Origin of the sequence: Pseudomonas sp. B21-041 (assembly GCF_024748675.1) — a bacterium.
In the GTDB taxonomy this organism is placed as follows: Bacteria; Pseudomonadota; Gammaproteobacteria; order Pseudomonadales; family Pseudomonadaceae; genus Aquipseudomonas; species Aquipseudomonas neuropathica.
The window spans coordinates 2,360,230-2,378,270 of sequence record NZ_CP087175.1 but is presented as its reverse complement, the minus strand read 5'-3'; the positions used below and the strand labels follow the sequence as shown (position 1 = coordinate 2,378,270).

Below are 18,041 nucleotides of genomic sequence, written 5' to 3'. Positions count from 1 at the left end.
CAATCGCCAAAAAATGCTCAAGTGTTATACAGATGCAACATGTCATTTTGCTGACACGCTTTTCAAACGCTGCGCTATACCCCTTTAACAATCTCATTCCGTAGTTAACTTTTGGTGTTATTGAGGTGCGCAGATGGACGTGAGCGTATTTGGCACTGGCTATGTCGGACTTATACAAGCCGCCGCACTTGCAGATGTCGGTCATCGCGTTTTATGCGTGGACATTGACCCAAACAAAATTAAACAACTGCAACAAGCAGTGCCGCCCATTAGTGAGCCAGGTTTGTCCAGCACGCTTGAGGAAAACATCAAGGCCGGCCGCCTGTTGTTCAGTACCCAGGCCAGTGACGCGGTCGAGCATGCCGAGCTGATTTTCATCGCCGTCGGCACCCCCGCCGATGAGGACGGCTCTGCCGATCTCAGCCACGTGCTCAACGTCGCCCGCCAAATCGCCTCGCACATGGAGGCCGATCGCACGCTGATCATCAAATCCACGGTGCCGGTCGGCACCGCCGATCAGGTGCTGGCCACCGCCAACAGCGAATTGCTGCGTCGCGGCAAGACTGATCTGCAAGTGCGGGTGGTGTCCAACCCGGAATTCCTCAAGGAAGGCAGCGCCCTCGCCGACTGCATGCGCCCGGACCGGATCATCGTCGGCACCCGCGATGACGCGGCCCGCGAGCAAATGAGCGAGCTGTACGCGCCGTTCTGCCGCAACCACGAAAAACTGATGTTCATGGACAACCGCAGCGCCGAGCTGACCAAGTACGCCGCCAACGCCATGCTCGCCACGCGCATCAGTTTCATGAACGAGCTGGCCAATCTCACCGAACTGCTCGGTGCCGACATCGAAGCGGTGCGCAAAGGCATCGGCTCTGACCCGCGCATCGGTTACCACTTCATCTATCCGGGCTGCGGCTTCGGTGGCTCGTGCTTTCCCAAAGACCTGCGCGCGCTGCTGCACACCGCCGAACACAACGGCATGCCGCTGAAACTGCTGCGCAGCGTCACCGACGTCAACGACCTGCAGCGGCACATCCTCTTCAGCAAACTGAAAGCGCAATTCCCGCAAGGCCTGGCCGGTAAGTCCATCGCGATCTGGGGCTTGGCGTTCAAACCCAACACCGATGACATGCGCGAAGCCCCGAGCCGCTATCTGATGGATGCGCTGTGGGCCGAGGGAGCCAGCGTGCAGGCCTACGACCCGGAAGCGATGTCCGAATGCCGGCGCCTCTACGGCTACCGCAACGATCTGCACCTGTGCGCCACCCGCGACGACACCCTGGAAGACGCCGACGCACTGGTGATCTGCACCGAGTGGAAAAACTTCCGCGTGGTCGATTTCGAGTTGCTCGCCGAAAAGCTCCGTTCGAGGGTGATCATCGACGGCCGCAACCTGTACAACCCGGAACAAGTCGCCGCCGCTGGTTTGCATTACAGCGGCATCGGCCTGCGCCACATTGCGCCTGAAGGACTACGGCCATGAAGGTGCTGGTCACCGGTGCGGCCGGTTTCATTGGTGCCCATTGCGTGCTGCGGCTGCTGCGCGACGGGCATTCAGTGGTCGGTCTGGACAACTTCAACGCCTACTACAACCCGCAATTCAAGCACGACCGCGTGCAGTGGGTGCGCGAGCAGGCCGGCGATTTCCAGCTCGCTACGGTTGACCTGGCCGATGCCTCGGCCATCGCAGCGCTGTTTGTCCGCGAACGTCCGCAAGTGGTGATTCACCTCGCCGCGCAAGCCGGGGTGCGTTACTCGCTGGACAATCCCAAGGCGTATCTGGACAGCAACCTCAACGGTTTCCTCAATATTCTCGAGAGCTGCCGGCATCACCCGGTCGAACACCTGATCTACGCGTCATCGAGCTCGGTGTACGGCGCCAATCAGCACACGCCCTACTCCGTGAAAGACGGCGTCAATCACCCGCTGTCGCTGTACGCCGCGACGAAAAAAGCCAACGAGCTGATGGCGCACAGTTACAGCCACCTGTTCGGCATTCCCTGCACCGGCCTGCGCTTTTTCACCGTGTACGGGCCATGGGGTCGGCCGGACATGTCGCCGATCCAGTTCGCCCGGGCGATCAGCGAAGGCACACCGCTGAAGCTGTTCAACTACGGCGAGCACCAGCGCGACTTCACCTACATCGACGACATCATCGAGAGCATCACCCGCCTTATCGATCAGCCACCGCAGGTCAACCCGCAGTGGGATCGCGAGCAGCCCGACCCGGCCAGCAGCATGGCGCCATGGCGCCTGTTCAACATCGGCGGACAGCACCCGGTCGAGCTGAAAACCTACCTGGCGCTGCTGGAAAAACACCTTGGCCAGAAAGCCATTGTCGAGCTGCTGCCACTGCAACCGGGTGACGTACTCAACACCTGCGCCGAGGCCAGCGATCTGGCCCAGGCCACCGGATTTCAGCCCCGGATAGAGCTGGATGAGGGACTCGGACGCTTTATCGCCTGGTTCCGCGACTACTACCCCACTGCCTATCGCCCACGCGCCGTTCGCGGCTGAATTCATGTGGAGGACTCCATGACTGGACATGAGAAAGGTGTACCGATCCTAGAAATGCGCCGCGACAAGCGCGTGGATCCCGAGCACCGAATGCGTCTCGACGCGGCGATTCATCGCCAGGGTCGCGGCTGGTTCACGGGCCGCGACGGCGGTCGGCCATGGCAACTGTCACGCACCAATCGCGTGGTCGCCTGCCTCGGTGCGCTAGTCATTCTGGTACTGATTTCACCACTGTTGCTGGGCCTGGCACTGGCCATCAAATACTCCAGCAAAGGCCCGGTGATGTTCGTACAAAAGCGCACCGGCTACCGCGGTCGCAAATTCGGCATGTACAAATTCCGCACCATGGTCGCCAACGCCGAAGAATTGAAAGAGTCGTTGCGTCACCTCAACAAGCACGGTGCCGACGCCATCGATTTCAAAATCGACCACGATCCGCGCATCACCCGCATCGGCGGTTTCCTGCGGCGCACCAGCCTCGATGAACTGCCGAACCTGATCAACGTGGTGACCGGTGACATGCGCCTGGTCGGCCCTCGCCCGACCTCGTTCAACGCTTACCGCTACAAGGACAATCACCTCGCGCGTCTGGCGATCTACCCCGGCATGACCGGCCTGTGGCAGATCTCCGGACGCAGCAATATCGACTTCGACCAGCGCGTTGAGTTGGACCTCAGCTACATCGCCGAGCAGAGCCTTCTGCTTGATCTGAAGATTCTGTTGAAAACCCCCTTCAAAGTATTCAGCGGCCACGGAGCAAGCTAATGGACGGTTCAACCAACAAAAGCCTGAACATCGCCAACCCCAGCGAATCGAACCTGACCTCGACCGTGCTGGATCTCGATCTGCGGATCCTGTTCCTGACCGCTGCCAACCCGGGCGCTGGCACCACCACAAGCGCGATGGCGCTGGCCAGCCAACTGGCGCAAATGAGCAGCGGCCAAGTGCTGCTGGTCGATGCCAGTCAGTCGGCGAGCAATCTCACCCAGCAGTTGAACCTGAGCAAGGAGCGCGGCCTGCGTGACTTGCTGTTCAACCCCGACAACCCACCGCTGTTGCAGGACTGCGTGGTGCAGGTCTCGAGCCTGCCGTTCCACGTGCTACCCAACGGCCGGCCGATCCGCACCCTGGAGCACCTGACCGCCGAGCGTCTGAGCCCGTTGCTTGATCAATTGGGCAGCCAGTACCGCTTTGTGGTGATCGATGGCGACGCGGTGTACTCCGACGCCGACACGCTGGTCATCAGCACGCAAGTCGATGGCGTGGTGCTTGTCGTACGCGCCGAAGACACCCGCTGGGAAGTCGCGCAAGCCGCCGTGCAACGCCTGACTCAGGCCGGGGCAAAAGTGGTCGGTAGCGTGTTCAACCGGCGCAAGTACTACATGCCCAAATGGCTTTACAAAAACCTGTAAGCGAACGCAAAGGATGACGCCATGAACGCCAAAATGCTTGTCCTGCTGTTGCTGCCACTTGCAGGCTGCTCCAGCAATTCCGACACCCGCAACATGCCGGTGAATATCCTCACCGCCACACCGGGCAATGCGCAGGCCACCGACATGCCCAGAGTCGAGCAGACCTTGCGCCCCAAAGATGTGCTGGACGTGATCTTCCACATCAGCACCAGCGGCTCGGACGCTTACCGCGTGCAGTCGGGTGACCAGATCGGCCTGAACTTCACCGCTGCCAGTCAGCTCAACGGCACGCAACTGGTGCTGCCTGACGGCACCATCGAACTGCCGGGCGCCAACACCTCGGTGAAAATCGCCGGGTTGACCAGCGACGAGGCGCGGCAGGAAATCCAGCGCGCCTATCAGCGCAAACAGTTGTTCCAGCCCAACCGCAATCAGCTCTCGGTGCAGATTCTGAGCCCGCTGAGCAATGAGCAAAACCTTAAAAGCGCGCTGAACCACCCGGCCACCGGCATGAGCCGTGAAATCACCGTGGGTACCGATGGCTATGCGAGTTTTCCGGAAATCGGCGCTGTGCCGCTGCAAGGCATGACCGTCAATCAACTGGAAACCTTCCTCAACAGCAAGTACGCGCAACTGCCAGGACGGATGACTGTGGATGTGCTGCTCAAATCCACCGCCGGCAACGAGATCTACGTGCTCGGCGAAGTCGCTCAACCGGGCTCGTACCCGATCCGCCGGCCGGTGTCGGTACTTGAGGCGCTGACCCTGGCACGCGGTACCAACGTCAAGGCGCGTCTCGATTCGGTGGTGATCATGCGGCGCAACGGCAATCAGGTGCAGGCCATGAATTACGACGTCGAGAAAGCACTGTCGGGCGATGCGCCACAGATCGCCTACCTGCAACCGGACGACATGCTCTACGTACCGAAAACCAAACTGGCCAGCGCCGGCGAACTCGCCCGCCAACTGGCCGATGTGGTGCTGTTCCAGGGCGTGGGGTTCAGCTTCGGCTACCGCGTCGACAACAAAGGCAGTGACAACTGACTCTCAGGTGAACGACATGAACCCAAAAGAAAATTACCTGCACGAGTTCTTCAGGATTTTCTTCGCCAACAAGCAACTGGTGAAGCGCATCTTCCTGATCTTTGCAGTGATCGCGCTGTTGCTGCCGCTGTTGCTCAAACAGAGCTTCGATATCACCGCGCAGGTGATCGTGCAGTCGAAAAAGCTGTCTCAGGGCGATGCGACCACCTCGCTGACCCAGGACAGCGCCACCTTCATTCCGCCATCGCTGGCGGACATGGAGACCGAAAGCAATATCCTCCGTTCGCCGGCGCTGATTCGTCAGACCATCAGCGAACTGCGCGATCAGGGTCAGTACAACCCGCCGCCGGGGATGCTCAGCAAACTGGCCGAACCGTTCAAGCGTTACGTCAGCACGCCGCTGCGCGAATACGTGATCAATCCGCTGCGTGATGCATTGGGTATGGAAACCGATCCGGTGCGCGACACGGCACTGGATGGCTTGACCCAGGAAGCCATTGACAATCTGAAGATCGAAACCCTGCCGGGTTCCAATGTCATCTCGATCGTCTACAGCTTTCCTGACCCCGCCCAAGGCACGACGTTCGTTGCCACGCTGTTGCGAAACTATCTGGTCGATCGTCAGGCGTTGCAATCGATCGAGCTGCCGCACTCGTTCTACGAGACCAAGAAGCATCAGTATCAGGTCCGCCTCGATGGTCTGGAAGGCGAGCGGCTGAGCCTGCTGGAAAGCGTCGGTTCGTCCGATCCGAAAGAGGAAATCACCTTTCGCCTCAACGCGATCAACACCGAAGAGCAGGCACTTAACCTGTATCGCGATCGCTTGCTGCAAAGCCAGCGCTGGCTCGATTACCTGAAAACCAGCCTGGCCACCGCCAACACCAACAAACTCAATGACTACACCTTTCCGTTCACCTTCACGACGACGGTGGACAACATCGCGTTCGAAGATCGCGAGATCCGGCAGATGGGCGAGGCGCTGACCACTCAGGTCAGCCGCTATATGAACGACCTGGCGATATTTCAGCCCAGCAGCGAACCGATGTTGCTGGCCCGCGAGCAGATTGCCCGCACACGCCAGCAGTTCCTCAAAGTGGTCAACAACCGCATCCAGGAGCGCACGATCGACCTGTCGGTGGTCAGCCAGGTCATTGAGCAGAAAACCGCGCGCATTGCCGAGTTCAAGAATCGCATCCATCAATTGCAGCAAACCCAAAGCAAGCTGCGCCAGATGGACACCGAGATCGGCGCATTGCACGCAGCGTTTTCAACTTATGCGCAACGCTTTGCCGAAAGCAGCACGACGCGCGCGCTGGACAACGACTTGTCCAACGCCCGTGTCTTGAGCCCGCCGTATGAACCGACCGAGGCGGCGTTTCCCAAACCGATGTTGATCATTCCGTTTGGTCTGCTCACCGGTCTGCTGCTGGCCATTGCCTTCGTCTATGTACGTGAGTTCTTCGATCACCGCTTCAAGCATCCGGCGCAAATCAGTCATGAACTGGGCCTGCCGGTGCTGTTGGTGCTCAACGAAGAAACGTCGCAGCCGGGCAATCCGCACAAGAACTGGACCGTGCCGAGCCTGGTTCACTGGGTGCGCAATTGAACGCGGCGTCCACCCCGTGCGTCGCCCTGCCGATCATTCATTTGCTCAGCAGCGGCGGCTTCTACGGAGCCGAGCGGATGTTGCTGGATCATTGCCTGGCGACGCCGGGACAGCATCAAGTGCTGTTCCTCGACGCGCCACCAGAGCTGATCGAGCGTTTTCGCCAGGCCGGGGTGGACGCTCGCGGCTGTGCCGGGCTCGGCGGACTGCTGCGGCTCTTGCATCAGCGCCGGGGTGACAAGCCATTGCTCAACACGCACAACTTCAAAGGGCTGCTGTTCGGCTGGGTCGGCGCCACTGTGTTGCGCCTGCCGCTGGTGATCACTCAGCACGGTTTCACCCCGCGCAGTCGCAAGCAGAAGCTCTACACCTGGCTAAGCCTGCATCTGTGCCGCACTGCCTCGGTGAGGCGGGTGGTCTGCGTCGCGCAAAGCATCGCTGTGCTGCACCGTCGGGCTGGCGTTCGTGCCGAGAAGTTGCAGGTGATTCCCAACGGTTTGCCAGCGGCGCCAGCGATGCCGCCGGCGCTGGAACGACAACGCTGGCTGGTCGGTTACGTCGGTCGGTTGAGCAGCGAGAAAGGCCCCGATCTGTTTCTCGATGCGCTGATTGCTTTGTGTCACCAGCATCCGCAACTGGACGCCGTGATGCTCGGTGACGGTCCGGAACATGAGGCCTTGCAGGCGCGTATCGACGCTGCCGGTTTGCAACAGCGGATTCGCTTGCCGGGCTATCAGACGGCAATGCAAGGCTGGTGGCAGCAACTCGATGCGCTGGTGATCAGCTCGCGCACCGAGGGTACGCCGATGATTCTGCTCGAAGCGATGCAGGCCGGTGTGCCGGTGGTGGCGTTCGCGGTCGGTGGCATTCCCGATGTCTTGCAGGACCGCCACAACGGCCTGCTCGCCGCACCGACCGATACCGCCGCCCTCACCCGTCAGCTCGACACGTTGCTGGCCGAACCGAAGCTGGCCGCACAACTACGCGACAACGCCAGACGCACACAACAGGAGCGCTACGACCTCAAGGCTTTGGCTGAACGCTGGTCGCAGCTGTACATCCACACGGCACGGGAGGCACGCGCATGATTTTCCCGCTCTCGATCGTCAGCCTGCTGGCACTGGTCTGCATGGCTTTGCTGGTCAGTCCTTATCCGTATCTGGCGCCGGGGGCAGTGCTGGGGCTGCTGGGTTTCACGGTGCTGTACCGCAAACCGTCGTGGGGCCTGCTGGGCATTGCCGCGCTGGTGCCGTTTGAAGGATTCTTCAAGGACAGCGCGTTTTCCGGGAGCAAATTCCTCGGTGCTTCGCTGGCGCTGATCCTGGCGTTGCAACTGGTATTGCACCAGATTCCATCGCAGCGCCTGCGCAGCAATCTGTGGCGCTACCTGATCGGTTTCATGGCGCTGTACCTGCTGAGCCTGCTCGCCACCGACAACATGGGCATGTCACAGAGTCATCTGCGTGAACTGAGCGTGGGCCTGATTCTGTTCGTGATCACCTTGTTGATCGGCCGCGAGCTGAACCTCGATCTGTTCGCCCGGCTGGTCACGCTCAGCGTCAGCGCCACCTGCGCGATGGCGATGTTTTCCAGCAGATTCCAGGACAAGGGCCGCGCCGCCGGCCTGCTCGATGACCCGAATGCCTTTGCTCTGCTCATCGCCTTCGCCGTGCCGCTGGGCCTACTGCTGGTGATTCGCGGCCCGAACCTGCTACACCGCTTGTTCTGGGCGGGCTGCTGCCTTTTGCTGCTCGGCGGCATGACCAAAACGGAGTCGCGCTCAGGCCTGGTGGTACTGGCCTTGAGTCTGGCGATCGGGGTCTGGCATTACCGCCAGCACCTCAACCGTATCCGTCCGCGGCATTTCGGATTCGCCATGCTCGGCGCCGCCATCGTGCTGCCATTGGCGATATATGCGATGCCTGCCGGTTACCTGGCGCGCATCCAGTCGCTGAGTATCTTGAGCGCCGGGGCCAAGGCTCAGGATGAATCCCTCGGCCGTCGCGCCTCGTACATTGTCGTCGGCAGCCAGATCATCCGCGAGCATCCGCTGCTCGGCTCGGGCCCCGGGACCTTCCCGTTGCACTATGCGACCACCGGTTATGCCAAGGCATTCTCGGCCAACCGCAAGATCGGCGACCTGTATCGCAGGGCGCATAACACTTACCTGGAGATTTTCAGCGAATTGGGGATTCCCGCCGGCCTGCTGTTTGTCGGCATGCTCGTGCAGGGTTTCTACAACCTGATCCGCGCACGACGCGAATGGCTGCAACGGCGCGAATGGCAGCACGCCGACCTGATGACCCATCTGGGAATGAGTTTTCTGTCGTTGACATTGTTTCTGATGTTTCTCAGCGCGCCGAACCTCAAATACCTGTGGATCATGCTTGCGCTGACCTGGGTGCTGCGCCTGAAAGCCGAGCAAGCGCCGCTGACGGAGGCCAGAGCATGAGCCGAATCAGCATCGTACTGCCGATGTACAACGAGGCACGGCACATCGGCCGCACCCTCCTGGCCGCACGCAAAGCCGCGAACGCCGCTGACATCGACTGTGAACTGATCGTCGTCGACAACGGTTCCACTGATGACGGGCCACAGATCGCCCGCGCATTCGGCGCACAGGTGCTGGTGCTGCCCGGCCTGCTGATCGGCGCCTTGCGCAATCGTGGCGCAACGGTTGCCAACGGTGAATGGCTGGCGTTCATTGATGCCGATATCGAAATGCCCGAAGACTGGCTGAAGCAGATGTTCGCCCTGGCTGCGGATGCCCAGGGCGACGTCTTCGGCCTGGACCTGCACACCCCTGCCGCCGCGCCATGGTATGCCGCCGCGTGGCAGCGTCGCTCTTTGCGTCCGTCGAGCCGCGCTGCTCGCACCGTGCAATGGCTGCCCAGTGCGAACCTGCTGATGCGCAGGCAGTGGTTCGAAAACGTCGGCGGTTTCAACGAAGCCCTGCGCACCGGTGAGGACAAGGAATACACCCTGCGTCTGGGTAGGCACGGTGCTCGTTTGCTGTCGGTCAATACCAGCGTCGCCCTGCATTGGGGCTATGAAATGACCTGGCGCGAATGGATCGGCAAGGAGCTGTGGCGTCAGGGCAGCCACCTGCAATTACTGCGCGCCCACGGCATGAGCCTGCGTCTGCTGCGTTTTCCGTTGCTGTCATTGCTGGTGTGGTTGCTCGATGCGCTGGCGATTCTGGCGTTGTTGACTGGCTACACGCAGCCAGCACTGATGCTGTTGTTGCTGGGCCTGCTGCCGAGTCTGTTGCTCAGCGTGCGGCAAAGCATTCGCCACCATAACGTCAACCTGACCTTGCAACTCTGGGGTCTGCACTGGGTGCGCCTGCACCTGGCCAGCGCGGCATTGATTCTCGGTCTGTGTCATTGGAACGCCAGGAGGCCCGCCCGTGGCTGAATTCATTTTTTGCCTGTGCCTTGTGCTCCCGGCGTACGCCTACATCGGCTATCCGTTGCTGCTGACCTTGCTGGCGCCGCTGTTCCCGGCCTGGCGGCACGCGCCGGCACCGCCGCTGAACGTCAGCATCGTCATCGCCGCGCACAACGAGGCGCGGCACATCGAGCACAAGTTGCGCACGCTGCTGGCCCAGGATTATCAGCCCGCCACGCTGCAGATCATTCTCGCCAGCGACGGTTCCAGCGATGACACCGTGGCCTGCGCGCACAAAGTGATCGATCCGCGCATCACCGTCCTCGACCTGCCGCGCCAGGGCAAAGCCGCCACACTGAATGCCGGCGTCGCCGTGAGCAGTGGCGACATTCTGGTGTTCACCGACGCCGACAACCAATGGTCGCGCGACACCCTCGGCCATTTGCTCGCGCCGTTGAGCGATCCGCAGGTCGGTGCCTGCGCCGGGCACATGGTGATCCCGGTCACCGGTGGCGGCCTGAGTATTGGCGACAGCCTCTATCGGCACTACGAAGGCTGGTTGCGCCGGGTCGAGAATCGCACCGGCTGCATGGTCTCCGCCGACGGCGCCCTGCTCGCCTTGCGCCGCGAGCTGTTCCAGAACGTACCGGCCGAGGTCAACGACGACTTCTTCATCAGTACCTGCGCGCCGGTCGCGCACAAACGCATCGTTTACGTACCCCAGGCGCAAGTGATCGACCAGGGCGTCGACGAAGCGGGCAAGCAATGGCGCCGCCGCCAGCGCGTTACCGTCGGTGGCCTGCAAAGCCTGGCGCAACGCAGCGCCCTGCTGAACCCGTTCAAGTACGGTCTTTATTCCATTGCCTTGATCAGCCACAAACTGATCCGCCGTCTCGCGCCGATTCTCTTGCTGCCGCTGCTGCTGAGCAATTTCTGGCTGTGGAACGAGCACGGTTTCTATCGCCTGAGCCTGGTTGCGCAATTGCTCGGTTACGCGGTGGCCATCGCCGGCCTGCTGGATTCGCAACACCGTTTGCCGAAGCCGTTCCGCCTCGCGGCGTTCCTGCTGGTGACGCTGGCCGGCATGAGCGTCGGTCTGTGGCAGTTCCTGCGCGGGCAACGTTACGCACAGTGGAATCCTGACCAGAATCGTTGAGAGGACTCATGCCATGGCGATCAAACAACTGCTAAAACGCACCAGCGGCTGGCTTTATCTCAACTCGTCAGTGGGCCGCAACCAGTTGCACGGTGCCGGGGTCATTCTGATGCTGCACCGGGTACTGGCCAACGACCGGGCCGCCAACCTGCCGCACCGCAATGAACTGTGCGTCGGGCCCAAGGCCTTCGAGTATTTACTGCTGTGGCTGCGTCGGCATTTCGATTGCGTGCCGCTGATGGAAATCCTCCAGCCCAATTCGCTGCGCAGCGAGCGCCCACGGGTGGCGCTGACCTTTGATGACGGCTGGCGCGACAACGCCGTCAACGCCTTCCCGCTGCTGCAGAAACATCAGGTACCGGCGAGCATTTTCCTCTCCACCGATTTCATCGGCAGCCGTCAGCGTTTCTGGTGGGAAAGCCTTGGCGAAACCCTGTGGGGCAGCCACGGTGAAAAAGCGCGGATGCACTTGATCGAGTGCCTGCAGTTCATGCATCACCCATTGCCGGTAATGCTCGATGACATCGATGTCGACCGCCGCAGCCTGGCGCTGCTGCATTTCCTCCAAGGGTTGAAGACGCTTGACCCGCAGGAACTGGAAAAACTCACCGATGAGTGCCCAGCCGAATCACAGCCGCAAGCGCTGGACTGGCATCAAGTGCGCGCGCTGGAGGCTTCCGGTCTGGTGCGCTTTGGCCCGCACGGTGCCAGCCACGCCATCCTCACCGGCCTTGATGATCAGCGCCTGAACGAAGAAATCAGCCGCAGCCGTGATGCCTTGTACAACGGCTGCAACCGCCCACTACCGGTGTATTGCTACCCCAACGGCGACAACGATGAACGCGTGCGCGAGCAGATCGCCAATCACGATTATCCGTTCGCCCTCGGCACCGGCACCGGCATTTATCGCGGCGAAGGCGACCCGCTGAACCTGCCGCGCTTCGGCGTCAGTCAGCGCATCGCGTGCAATCCGGCGTTGTTGTCGTGGCGCATTTATCGCGGAGCACGGCCATGAGTCGCGGCAGCTACCTCAAGCATCTGGCGCTGAGCATGGGCACCAAACTGGCAATGATTGCCTTGCGCCTGCTGCGCAATGTGTTGCTGGCGCGGATTCTCGGCCCGAGTGAACGCGGTTTGTTCGCCCTGCTCAGCACCCTGCCGGATCTGATCAGCGCGGCGACCAGCGGCGGCTTGAATTCGGCAGTCGGTTATCAAGCGGCCAATCAGCGGCCGATGGGCTTGTTGCTCGCTCAGGTGTTGGTGTTCGGCTGTCTTCTGGCCGGGCTGCTGACCTTGCTGGTGGTCGCGCTGGCCCGTGAGTTCGGCAGCGAACTCGATGTGACGATGCAGCTCGGTCTGCTGGCGTGGCTGTTGCTGCTGGCGGTGCCGTTGACCGTACTTAAAAGCGGTTTGCTGACCTTGCACAACGCATCGGGCGGCGTGGTTGCATTCAATGTTCTGCGGCTGATCGAATCCCTGGCACCGCTGCTGTTGTTTGTTGCGCTGTTCTGGATGTGGAAGGAGGCAGCACTCGAAGCCGCGCTGATCAGTTGGCTGGCCGGCATCAGCCTGGTGGTGCTGGTCGGCTGGATGTGGCTCAAACGCGCACAACCGCTGCAACTGCAATGGGACCGTGCGAGCCAGAACGAGCTGCTGCGATTCAGTGCGCGCAGCCATCCGGACCTGCTGTTTCAACAGATCATTCTGCGCTCCGATTACTTGTTTATCGGCGCCCTGCTGGGCAGCACCGCGCTCGGCCACTACGCCATGGCCAGCGCCGCCGCCGAATTGCTGCTGATCGTTCCGGAAGCGGTCACCACACCGCTGATGAAGCGACTGCTGCAACAGGACAAAGGCATGGACAAGGTCACGCCGCTGGCGCTGCGCCTGACCGCCACGGTGATGCTCGGCGCCTGCCTGACCATGGCAGTGATCGGCGAATGGTTGATCGTCACGCTGTTCGGCGCGGCGTATCAACCGGCGTATCCGGCGCTGCTCGCGTTGCTGCCCGGTCTGCTGGGCCTGTGCTATGCAAGCATTCTGCGCCTGGATCTGATTGGCAAGGATCGCCCCGGCACGGTGTCGTTGCTGATGGGCATCGGCGCGCTGCTCAACCTTGCGCTGAATCTGCTGTTGATTACTGCCTTCGGCATTGTCGGTGCAGCGGCGGCTTCATCAATCGCTTATCTGGCGGTGACGGTGGCGATGCTGGTGCTTTATTGCCGCTTGAGCAACGTGCCGTTCTGGCAAACCTTGATCATCCTGCCCAGCGACATCACCCCGATGTGGTTGATGCTGCAACGTCGGAAGACCGCATGAAACGCCTGGCCCTGCTGTTCGGACTCGGCCTGACGCTGAACGGTTTCGCGGCGCCGATGCAGTGGGGTGACCTGCGAGACGGCAGTTTGTACCTGCAAACCGATCGACCGGACTCGGTCACCGTGCGCTGGGTTCCGGCGTGGCAGGCCGAGGCCAATGAAGAGCATATTTATCTGCTCGACGGTCAGGGCAAGCTGCAGGGCGAACGACTGATCAAAGCCAGCGAAACTCGCGGTTCGCAGAGCTGGCCGTTGCTGCCCGGGGCTGCCAGTTATCGCCTGGAAATTCCCGGCTACAGCTTCCGCAGTTATCGCGTCGAGCATGACGATAAAACAGTGGCGCTGTTCAGTCCGGCCAAGGTGCATTTCAGTGTCGAGACCGGCAATGGCGATGAGCTGTTTTTCAAAGTAGCACCGGGGGAACACGCGGTGCTGAACGGCAAATATCATGGCGGGGTCAACGCGCTGCAAGCCCAGCGTATGGACGATGGCCAACAACTGTCGTTGGCCCTCAAACCTTACCGCGCCTATTGGCAATTCGATCAAGTGGCCTTGCCGGTCAGCGACCAGCCCCAGGTCTGGCGCTTGCGCCTGCAGGGCAGCGGCAAAGCGGCATTCTGGCTCGATGGCACGGCCAATCTGTTTGCGCAAAATCCGCAGCAGCTTCAACCCTTGCGTGAAGAGCCGGGCCAGGTACGCCTGACCCTGCACGATAAGGTCCTCGGTCGCACCCCGGATCTAGGCATTGCCCTGCCCAATCTCATGCCGCCCGCAGCCAGTTATGCCGCACTGGATGCCTTGAAACCGAGTGCAGCGAGTTATTACAGCTATGTTGACGTTACTGCGAAAAATGCCCGTTTCGAAGACCCGGTTCGTCAGCTCTATCAGACTCGCTTCGGCATCCGCCAGGACATCACCCTGCTCGCTGGCACCGGGCGTCGGGCCGATCTGCGTGCCGACGTGCAGAGCAACAACGGCCTTGAGGCCTGGCTCGCCGGCACTCGTGCGCTGGGTGGTCAAGGCACACATTACATCGGCTTCGCCGACGAACCGAACCTGAACTATTCGAGCTACGAAGATTATCGAGCGATTTTTGTCAGCATGGCCCGCCAGGTGCGCAGCGATCCGGCGAATGCCAAGGCCGGCGTGCGCATCGCCATGCCCGCCAGCTCACGTTTTATCAACGGGCCGTTCACCCGCAACGCAGCGGACAAGCGCGGCATCGATTGGGCGCGGCGTCTACTCAGTGAATCCGCCGATCAAGTCGATGCATTGGCCTGGCATGAATGGATGGTTCGCGACTTGCTGGCGACCCGGGTCTACCGCGACAGCGTGCGTCGCGCAGCAGAGGTGGTGGGGCTGGACGCTAAAGGTCAGCCACGCAAAGCGTTGCTGCTGGATCAGACCAATCTGTCCAGTGGCTCAGCCCTGAGCCCCTACGATCAGGAAACCCATTACACCGCGCTGTGGTGGGCGTCGGTGGTCATCAACGCCTCTCAGGACGGCCTGCTGAGCATGCTCAACTGGTTTCAGGCCGCCGACGAACCACCCTACGGCAAAGGCATGGTGCGCATCCATGACGATGGTCGCTTCGAGTTGAAACCGGTGGGCCTTGCCCAGCAATTCATCGCCCGGCATTGGCTGCCGCAAGTCCTGCAACTGGATAACGACGCTTTTGAGGTGGATGTTCTGGGGATGGCCGGCGACAAGCAGCGCGCACTGCTCGGGGTGAACAAAGGCACGCGCCTGCAACAGGTTGATCTGAGCGGCGCCCGGTGCCCGCTGAACCAAAGCGCCCTGCGTTTCTTCGGCGCTGACAATCGCAGCCACGACGCACCGTTTGTCTGTGAAAACGGGCGCGTGCGTTTTGAATTGCCGGGTCAAACCCTGTTTACCCTGAACTGGAGCGCTTCATGAACTGCCCTTCGATGTTCTGTCCCGCGAGCCTCTTGCTGTGCGTGGGATCCTCAACAGGAGAAGAGACCATGGATGTTTTGCGAAGACTCAGCGGACATATCCGTCGTAAAGGCCTGCGAGCGACCTTGGCGAAGATCCGCAGAATGTACATTTTTGACCATCAGGAACTGCTGTGGATGGAGCGCGATCTGGTCAGCCCCGTGCCGCCGCACAGCCTCAAACCCTACCCGCCACTGCGCATGCTGAAGATCACCGCAAACAACGCCAGCGCCTTTGCCCGCTACTTCGGCAACCGCGTCGGCGTCATGGCCGAGCTGGCCAGTGACGGTCACACCGGGCATATGCATGTCGACGACAAAGGCGATGCCGTGGCGTTTATCTGGGGCACACCGCGCGACTATTTCGATCGGCATTACTACCGTTGCCGGTTCCCGGTTAAACCCGGCGAATTTTTCGAGTTCGGCGGCGAACTGACCCGTGCCTACTGGGGCACCGAATTGTCGGTAGATCTGCAACTGCGCCTGTGGAAAGCCATGGCCGCCCAAGGCTGCCACACAGTGGTCGATGTCTGTGACTCGAGCAACGTCCCGGCGCTCAAGCTGCACCTGCGCATGGGCTATACCGAACAACAGCGGATCATGAATATCTACACGCTGTTCGGCCGCTGGCGCTTCTATCGCGAAACCCGCTACAGCGGCTCGCGTCTGGCGGCGCTGGGTAAAACTTCCCGTCCACCTGTCAAAGCAACGGCGGCCTGAACCCATGGTGATGCGATTCGAATGGCGCACCTCTCTATGCGCTGCCGACTTCCCGGCAACAGCCTTCGAGGCACTGCGCCTGCGCGTGGCCGACCACACGCCGTTCAACAATCTTGGCTGGTTGTGCGCGGCAGAGCAGGCCCTGGACGAGGATCAGCGCCTGCATATTCTGCTCGGCTGGGAAGCCGAGCAATTGCTGCTGTGCCTGCCACTGGTGGCCAGCCGCGAACGCTTCGCTGGCGTACCGTTTCGCGTTTTGCATCACTTGGGTTATCCAATGGCCGATCGCCTGGCCTTGCTGTCGTTGCTCGGCCGCGAAGACATGCACAAGGCGCTGGTGCTGATCCGTAAGCATCTGCCCCACGCGCTGCTGCAACTCAATGAACTGTCGGAACCTGCCGGTGAAGAAAGTGCGCTCACCGAATGGATGGCGCGCAGTTCCACGGCTGAACGACGCCTGAGTTGCCGGGTGCCGGTGCATCTGATCAGCGACGCCGATCATCAGGAGATCTCCGGTGACCCGCGCTACAAGCTGCGTCGGGCGCGCAAACGGATTGCCGCATGCGGTGCGCAAGTGCGGCGAATCAACCCCGATGCGCTGTCGATGCCTACGATTTTGGAAGCGCTGCAGGATGTCGAGTCGGTCAGTTGGAAAGGTGACGAGGGTGTCGGGATTTTCGCCACCGAACGCAGTCGTCAGTGGATGCAAAGCGCTTTCACCGCCCTCGCCGCTCAAGGCCTGGTGCGGGTCGTGACGCTGGAGCTGAACGGCCGCTGCATCAGCTATCGCCTCGGCCTGCTCGAACAGGGCCGCCTCTACGATTACAACCTGGCGTTTTTGCCGCAATACGCCGACCTCGGTAGCGGCCGGGTGTTGCTGGAGGAATGGATTCGCTGGGGGCTGGATGAGCAATGGCGCTGGATCGATGCGTCGCGGGTCAGCCTGGAAAACTCCAGCCATCAACTGCACGAACGCATGACCGGGCAACTGGAACACTGGCGCTGGAGTTTCTACTCGTGGCGCCCGAGCGGTTTGCTGCTGGGCCTGGGGCTACGCCTTTGGCACCGCGTCAAACCGACCCTGCAAAAATGGCGCGCACCGCGTGCCGGCAACTCAACGGCGGCGAACACATCCGAAACTCAACCGGCAACACCATCCAACACACCTGGGCTAGCGCCTCGGAGGGCATCATGAGCGTCATCGAAAATCTGCTTCTGCGCATCAAACAAAAAGGCCTGCGCCGCACCCTTGGCGCGCTGTGGAAACGTTACGTGTTCGCTCACCGTGAATTGCTGTGGATGGAGCGCGACCTGGTCACGCCGATTGCCCCGAACAAACTGCGCCCCTGTGAAGGTTTGCGCAGAGTCGACATCACCGAGGACAACGCCAAGGCATTCAGCAAGTACTTTGGTGACCGCGTGGAGACCATGGCCGAGTTGGCCGCTGAAGGGCATACGGGGCATATGCACCTGGACCAGGACGGTCACACCGTCGGGTTTGTCTGGGCCAGCACTCGCGACTATTACGACCGCCACTTCTACCGCTGCACGTTCCCGGTCAAGCCCGGTGAATACTTTCAGTTCGGTGCCGAAATTACCCGGCAGTATTTCGGCAGTAGCTTGACCGTCGATGCACAGACCGCACTCTGGCAAGTCATGTCTGCCCGAGGCTTTAAAAAAGTGGTGGATATCTGCGACAACGCCAATGTACAGGCGCTGAAGATGCATATTCGCCTGGGCTATCAGGAGCAAGGGCATATCACGCATGTTTACGACCTGTTCGGGCACTGGCGTTTCTTCCGCGAATCAAACTACAGCGATTCAAGACTGGAGGCGCTGCGCAAGCCGGAAAGACCGGTAGTGACGGCGGCGGCGCAGGCTTGATTCAGTCTGGATATTTGTGGCGGCTTTGATGCCGCC

The 18,041-nt window shown here is 61.0% G+C and carries 16 protein-coding genes; all 16 read left to right on the top strand.

Annotated features, from left to right (window positions below; all coding sequences use genetic code 11):
* Window positions 1-133: 133 nt before the first annotated feature.
* The 16 genes from LOY43_RS10520 (at window position 134) to LOY43_RS10445 (ending at window position 18,005) form a co-directional block, all read left to right on the top strand.
* On the top strand, window positions 134-1,486 hold the full coding sequence (locus tag LOY43_RS10520) for a UDP-glucose/GDP-mannose dehydrogenase family protein (protein WP_095124747.1): 1,353 nt from the start codon (window positions 134-136) through the stop codon (window positions 1,484-1,486).
* The gene (locus LOY43_RS10515; protein ID WP_095047541.1) at window positions 1,483-2,520 is read left to right on the top strand and encodes an NAD-dependent epimerase; all 1,038 of its coding nucleotides are present in this window, start codon (window positions 1,483-1,485) and stop codon (window positions 2,518-2,520) included. Before LOY43_RS10520 ends, LOY43_RS10515 begins: the two co-directional genes overlap by 4 nt.
* 18 nt (window positions 2,521-2,538) lie before the next feature.
* Entirely contained in the window at window positions 2,539-3,285 is a 747-nt protein-coding gene (locus LOY43_RS10510; protein ID WP_095124748.1) for a sugar transferase, read from the top strand.
* The gene (locus LOY43_RS10505; protein WP_258709576.1) at window positions 3,285-3,932 is read left to right on the top strand and encodes a CpsD/CapB family tyrosine-protein kinase; all 648 of its coding nucleotides are present in this window, start codon (window positions 3,285-3,287) and stop codon (window positions 3,930-3,932) included. Before LOY43_RS10510 ends, LOY43_RS10505 begins: the two co-directional genes overlap by 1 nt.
* Window positions 3,933-3,953: 21 nt before the next feature.
* Window positions 3,954-4,976 (top strand): polysaccharide biosynthesis/export family protein, encoded by a 1,023-nt coding sequence (locus tag LOY43_RS10500; RefSeq protein WP_220558547.1) that lies wholly within the window; start codon window positions 3,954-3,956, stop codon window positions 4,974-4,976.
* A 16-nt stretch (window positions 4,977-4,992) separates the two neighbouring features.
* Window positions 4,993-6,582, top strand: coding sequence for a Wzz/FepE/Etk N-terminal domain-containing protein (locus LOY43_RS10495; RefSeq protein ID WP_095047543.1), 1,590 nt, complete (start codon window positions 4,993-4,995; stop codon window positions 6,580-6,582).
* The gene (locus LOY43_RS10490; protein ID WP_220558546.1) at window positions 6,579-7,670 is read left to right on the top strand and encodes a glycosyltransferase family 4 protein; all 1,092 of its coding nucleotides are present in this window, start codon (window positions 6,579-6,581) and stop codon (window positions 7,668-7,670) included. The genes LOY43_RS10495 and LOY43_RS10490 overlap by 4 nt, the downstream gene beginning before the upstream one ends.
* Window positions 7,667-9,034, top strand: coding sequence for an O-antigen ligase (locus LOY43_RS10485; protein ID WP_095047545.1), 1,368 nt, complete (start codon window positions 7,667-7,669; stop codon window positions 9,032-9,034). Before LOY43_RS10490 ends, LOY43_RS10485 begins: the two co-directional genes overlap by 4 nt.
* On the top strand, window positions 9,031-9,999 hold the full coding sequence (locus tag LOY43_RS10480) for a glycosyltransferase (protein WP_258709575.1): 969 nt from the start codon (window positions 9,031-9,033) through the stop codon (window positions 9,997-9,999). Before LOY43_RS10485 ends, LOY43_RS10480 begins: the two co-directional genes overlap by 4 nt.
* The gene (locus LOY43_RS10475) at window positions 9,992-11,128 is read left to right on the top strand and encodes a glycosyltransferase (protein ID WP_095047547.1); all 1,137 of its coding nucleotides are present in this window, start codon (window positions 9,992-9,994) and stop codon (window positions 11,126-11,128) included. The genes LOY43_RS10480 and LOY43_RS10475 overlap by 8 nt, the downstream gene beginning before the upstream one ends.
* Before the next feature lie 13 nt (window positions 11,129-11,141).
* Window positions 11,142-12,143, top strand: a complete 1,002-nt coding sequence (locus LOY43_RS10470; protein WP_258709574.1) for a polysaccharide deacetylase family protein — start codon at window positions 11,142-11,144, stop codon at window positions 12,141-12,143.
* On the top strand, window positions 12,140-13,447 hold the full coding sequence (locus LOY43_RS10465) for an oligosaccharide flippase family protein (protein WP_258709573.1): 1,308 nt from the start codon (window positions 12,140-12,142) through the stop codon (window positions 13,445-13,447). Before LOY43_RS10470 ends, LOY43_RS10465 begins: the two co-directional genes overlap by 4 nt.
* On the top strand, window positions 13,444-15,363 hold the full coding sequence (locus LOY43_RS10460) for a hypothetical protein (RefSeq protein ID WP_258709572.1): 1,920 nt from the start codon (window positions 13,444-13,446) through the stop codon (window positions 15,361-15,363). Before LOY43_RS10465 ends, LOY43_RS10460 begins: the two co-directional genes overlap by 4 nt.
* Window positions 15,364-15,431: 68 nt before the next feature.
* A complete protein-coding gene (locus LOY43_RS10455) occupies window positions 15,432-16,121 on the top strand; it encodes a GNAT family N-acetyltransferase (protein WP_258709571.1) in 690 nt (229 codons plus the stop codon).
* A 4-nt stretch (window positions 16,122-16,125) separates the two neighbouring features.
* Complete coding sequence (locus LOY43_RS10450; RefSeq protein WP_258709570.1) at window positions 16,126-17,316, top strand: GNAT family N-acetyltransferase; 1,191 nt, start codon at window positions 16,126-16,128, stop codon at window positions 17,314-17,316.
* Entirely contained in the window at window positions 17,313-18,005 is a 693-nt protein-coding gene (locus LOY43_RS10445) for an N-acetyltransferase (protein ID WP_095124757.1), read from the top strand. Before LOY43_RS10450 ends, LOY43_RS10445 begins: the two co-directional genes overlap by 4 nt.
* Window positions 18,006-18,041 lie beyond the last annotated feature (36 nt).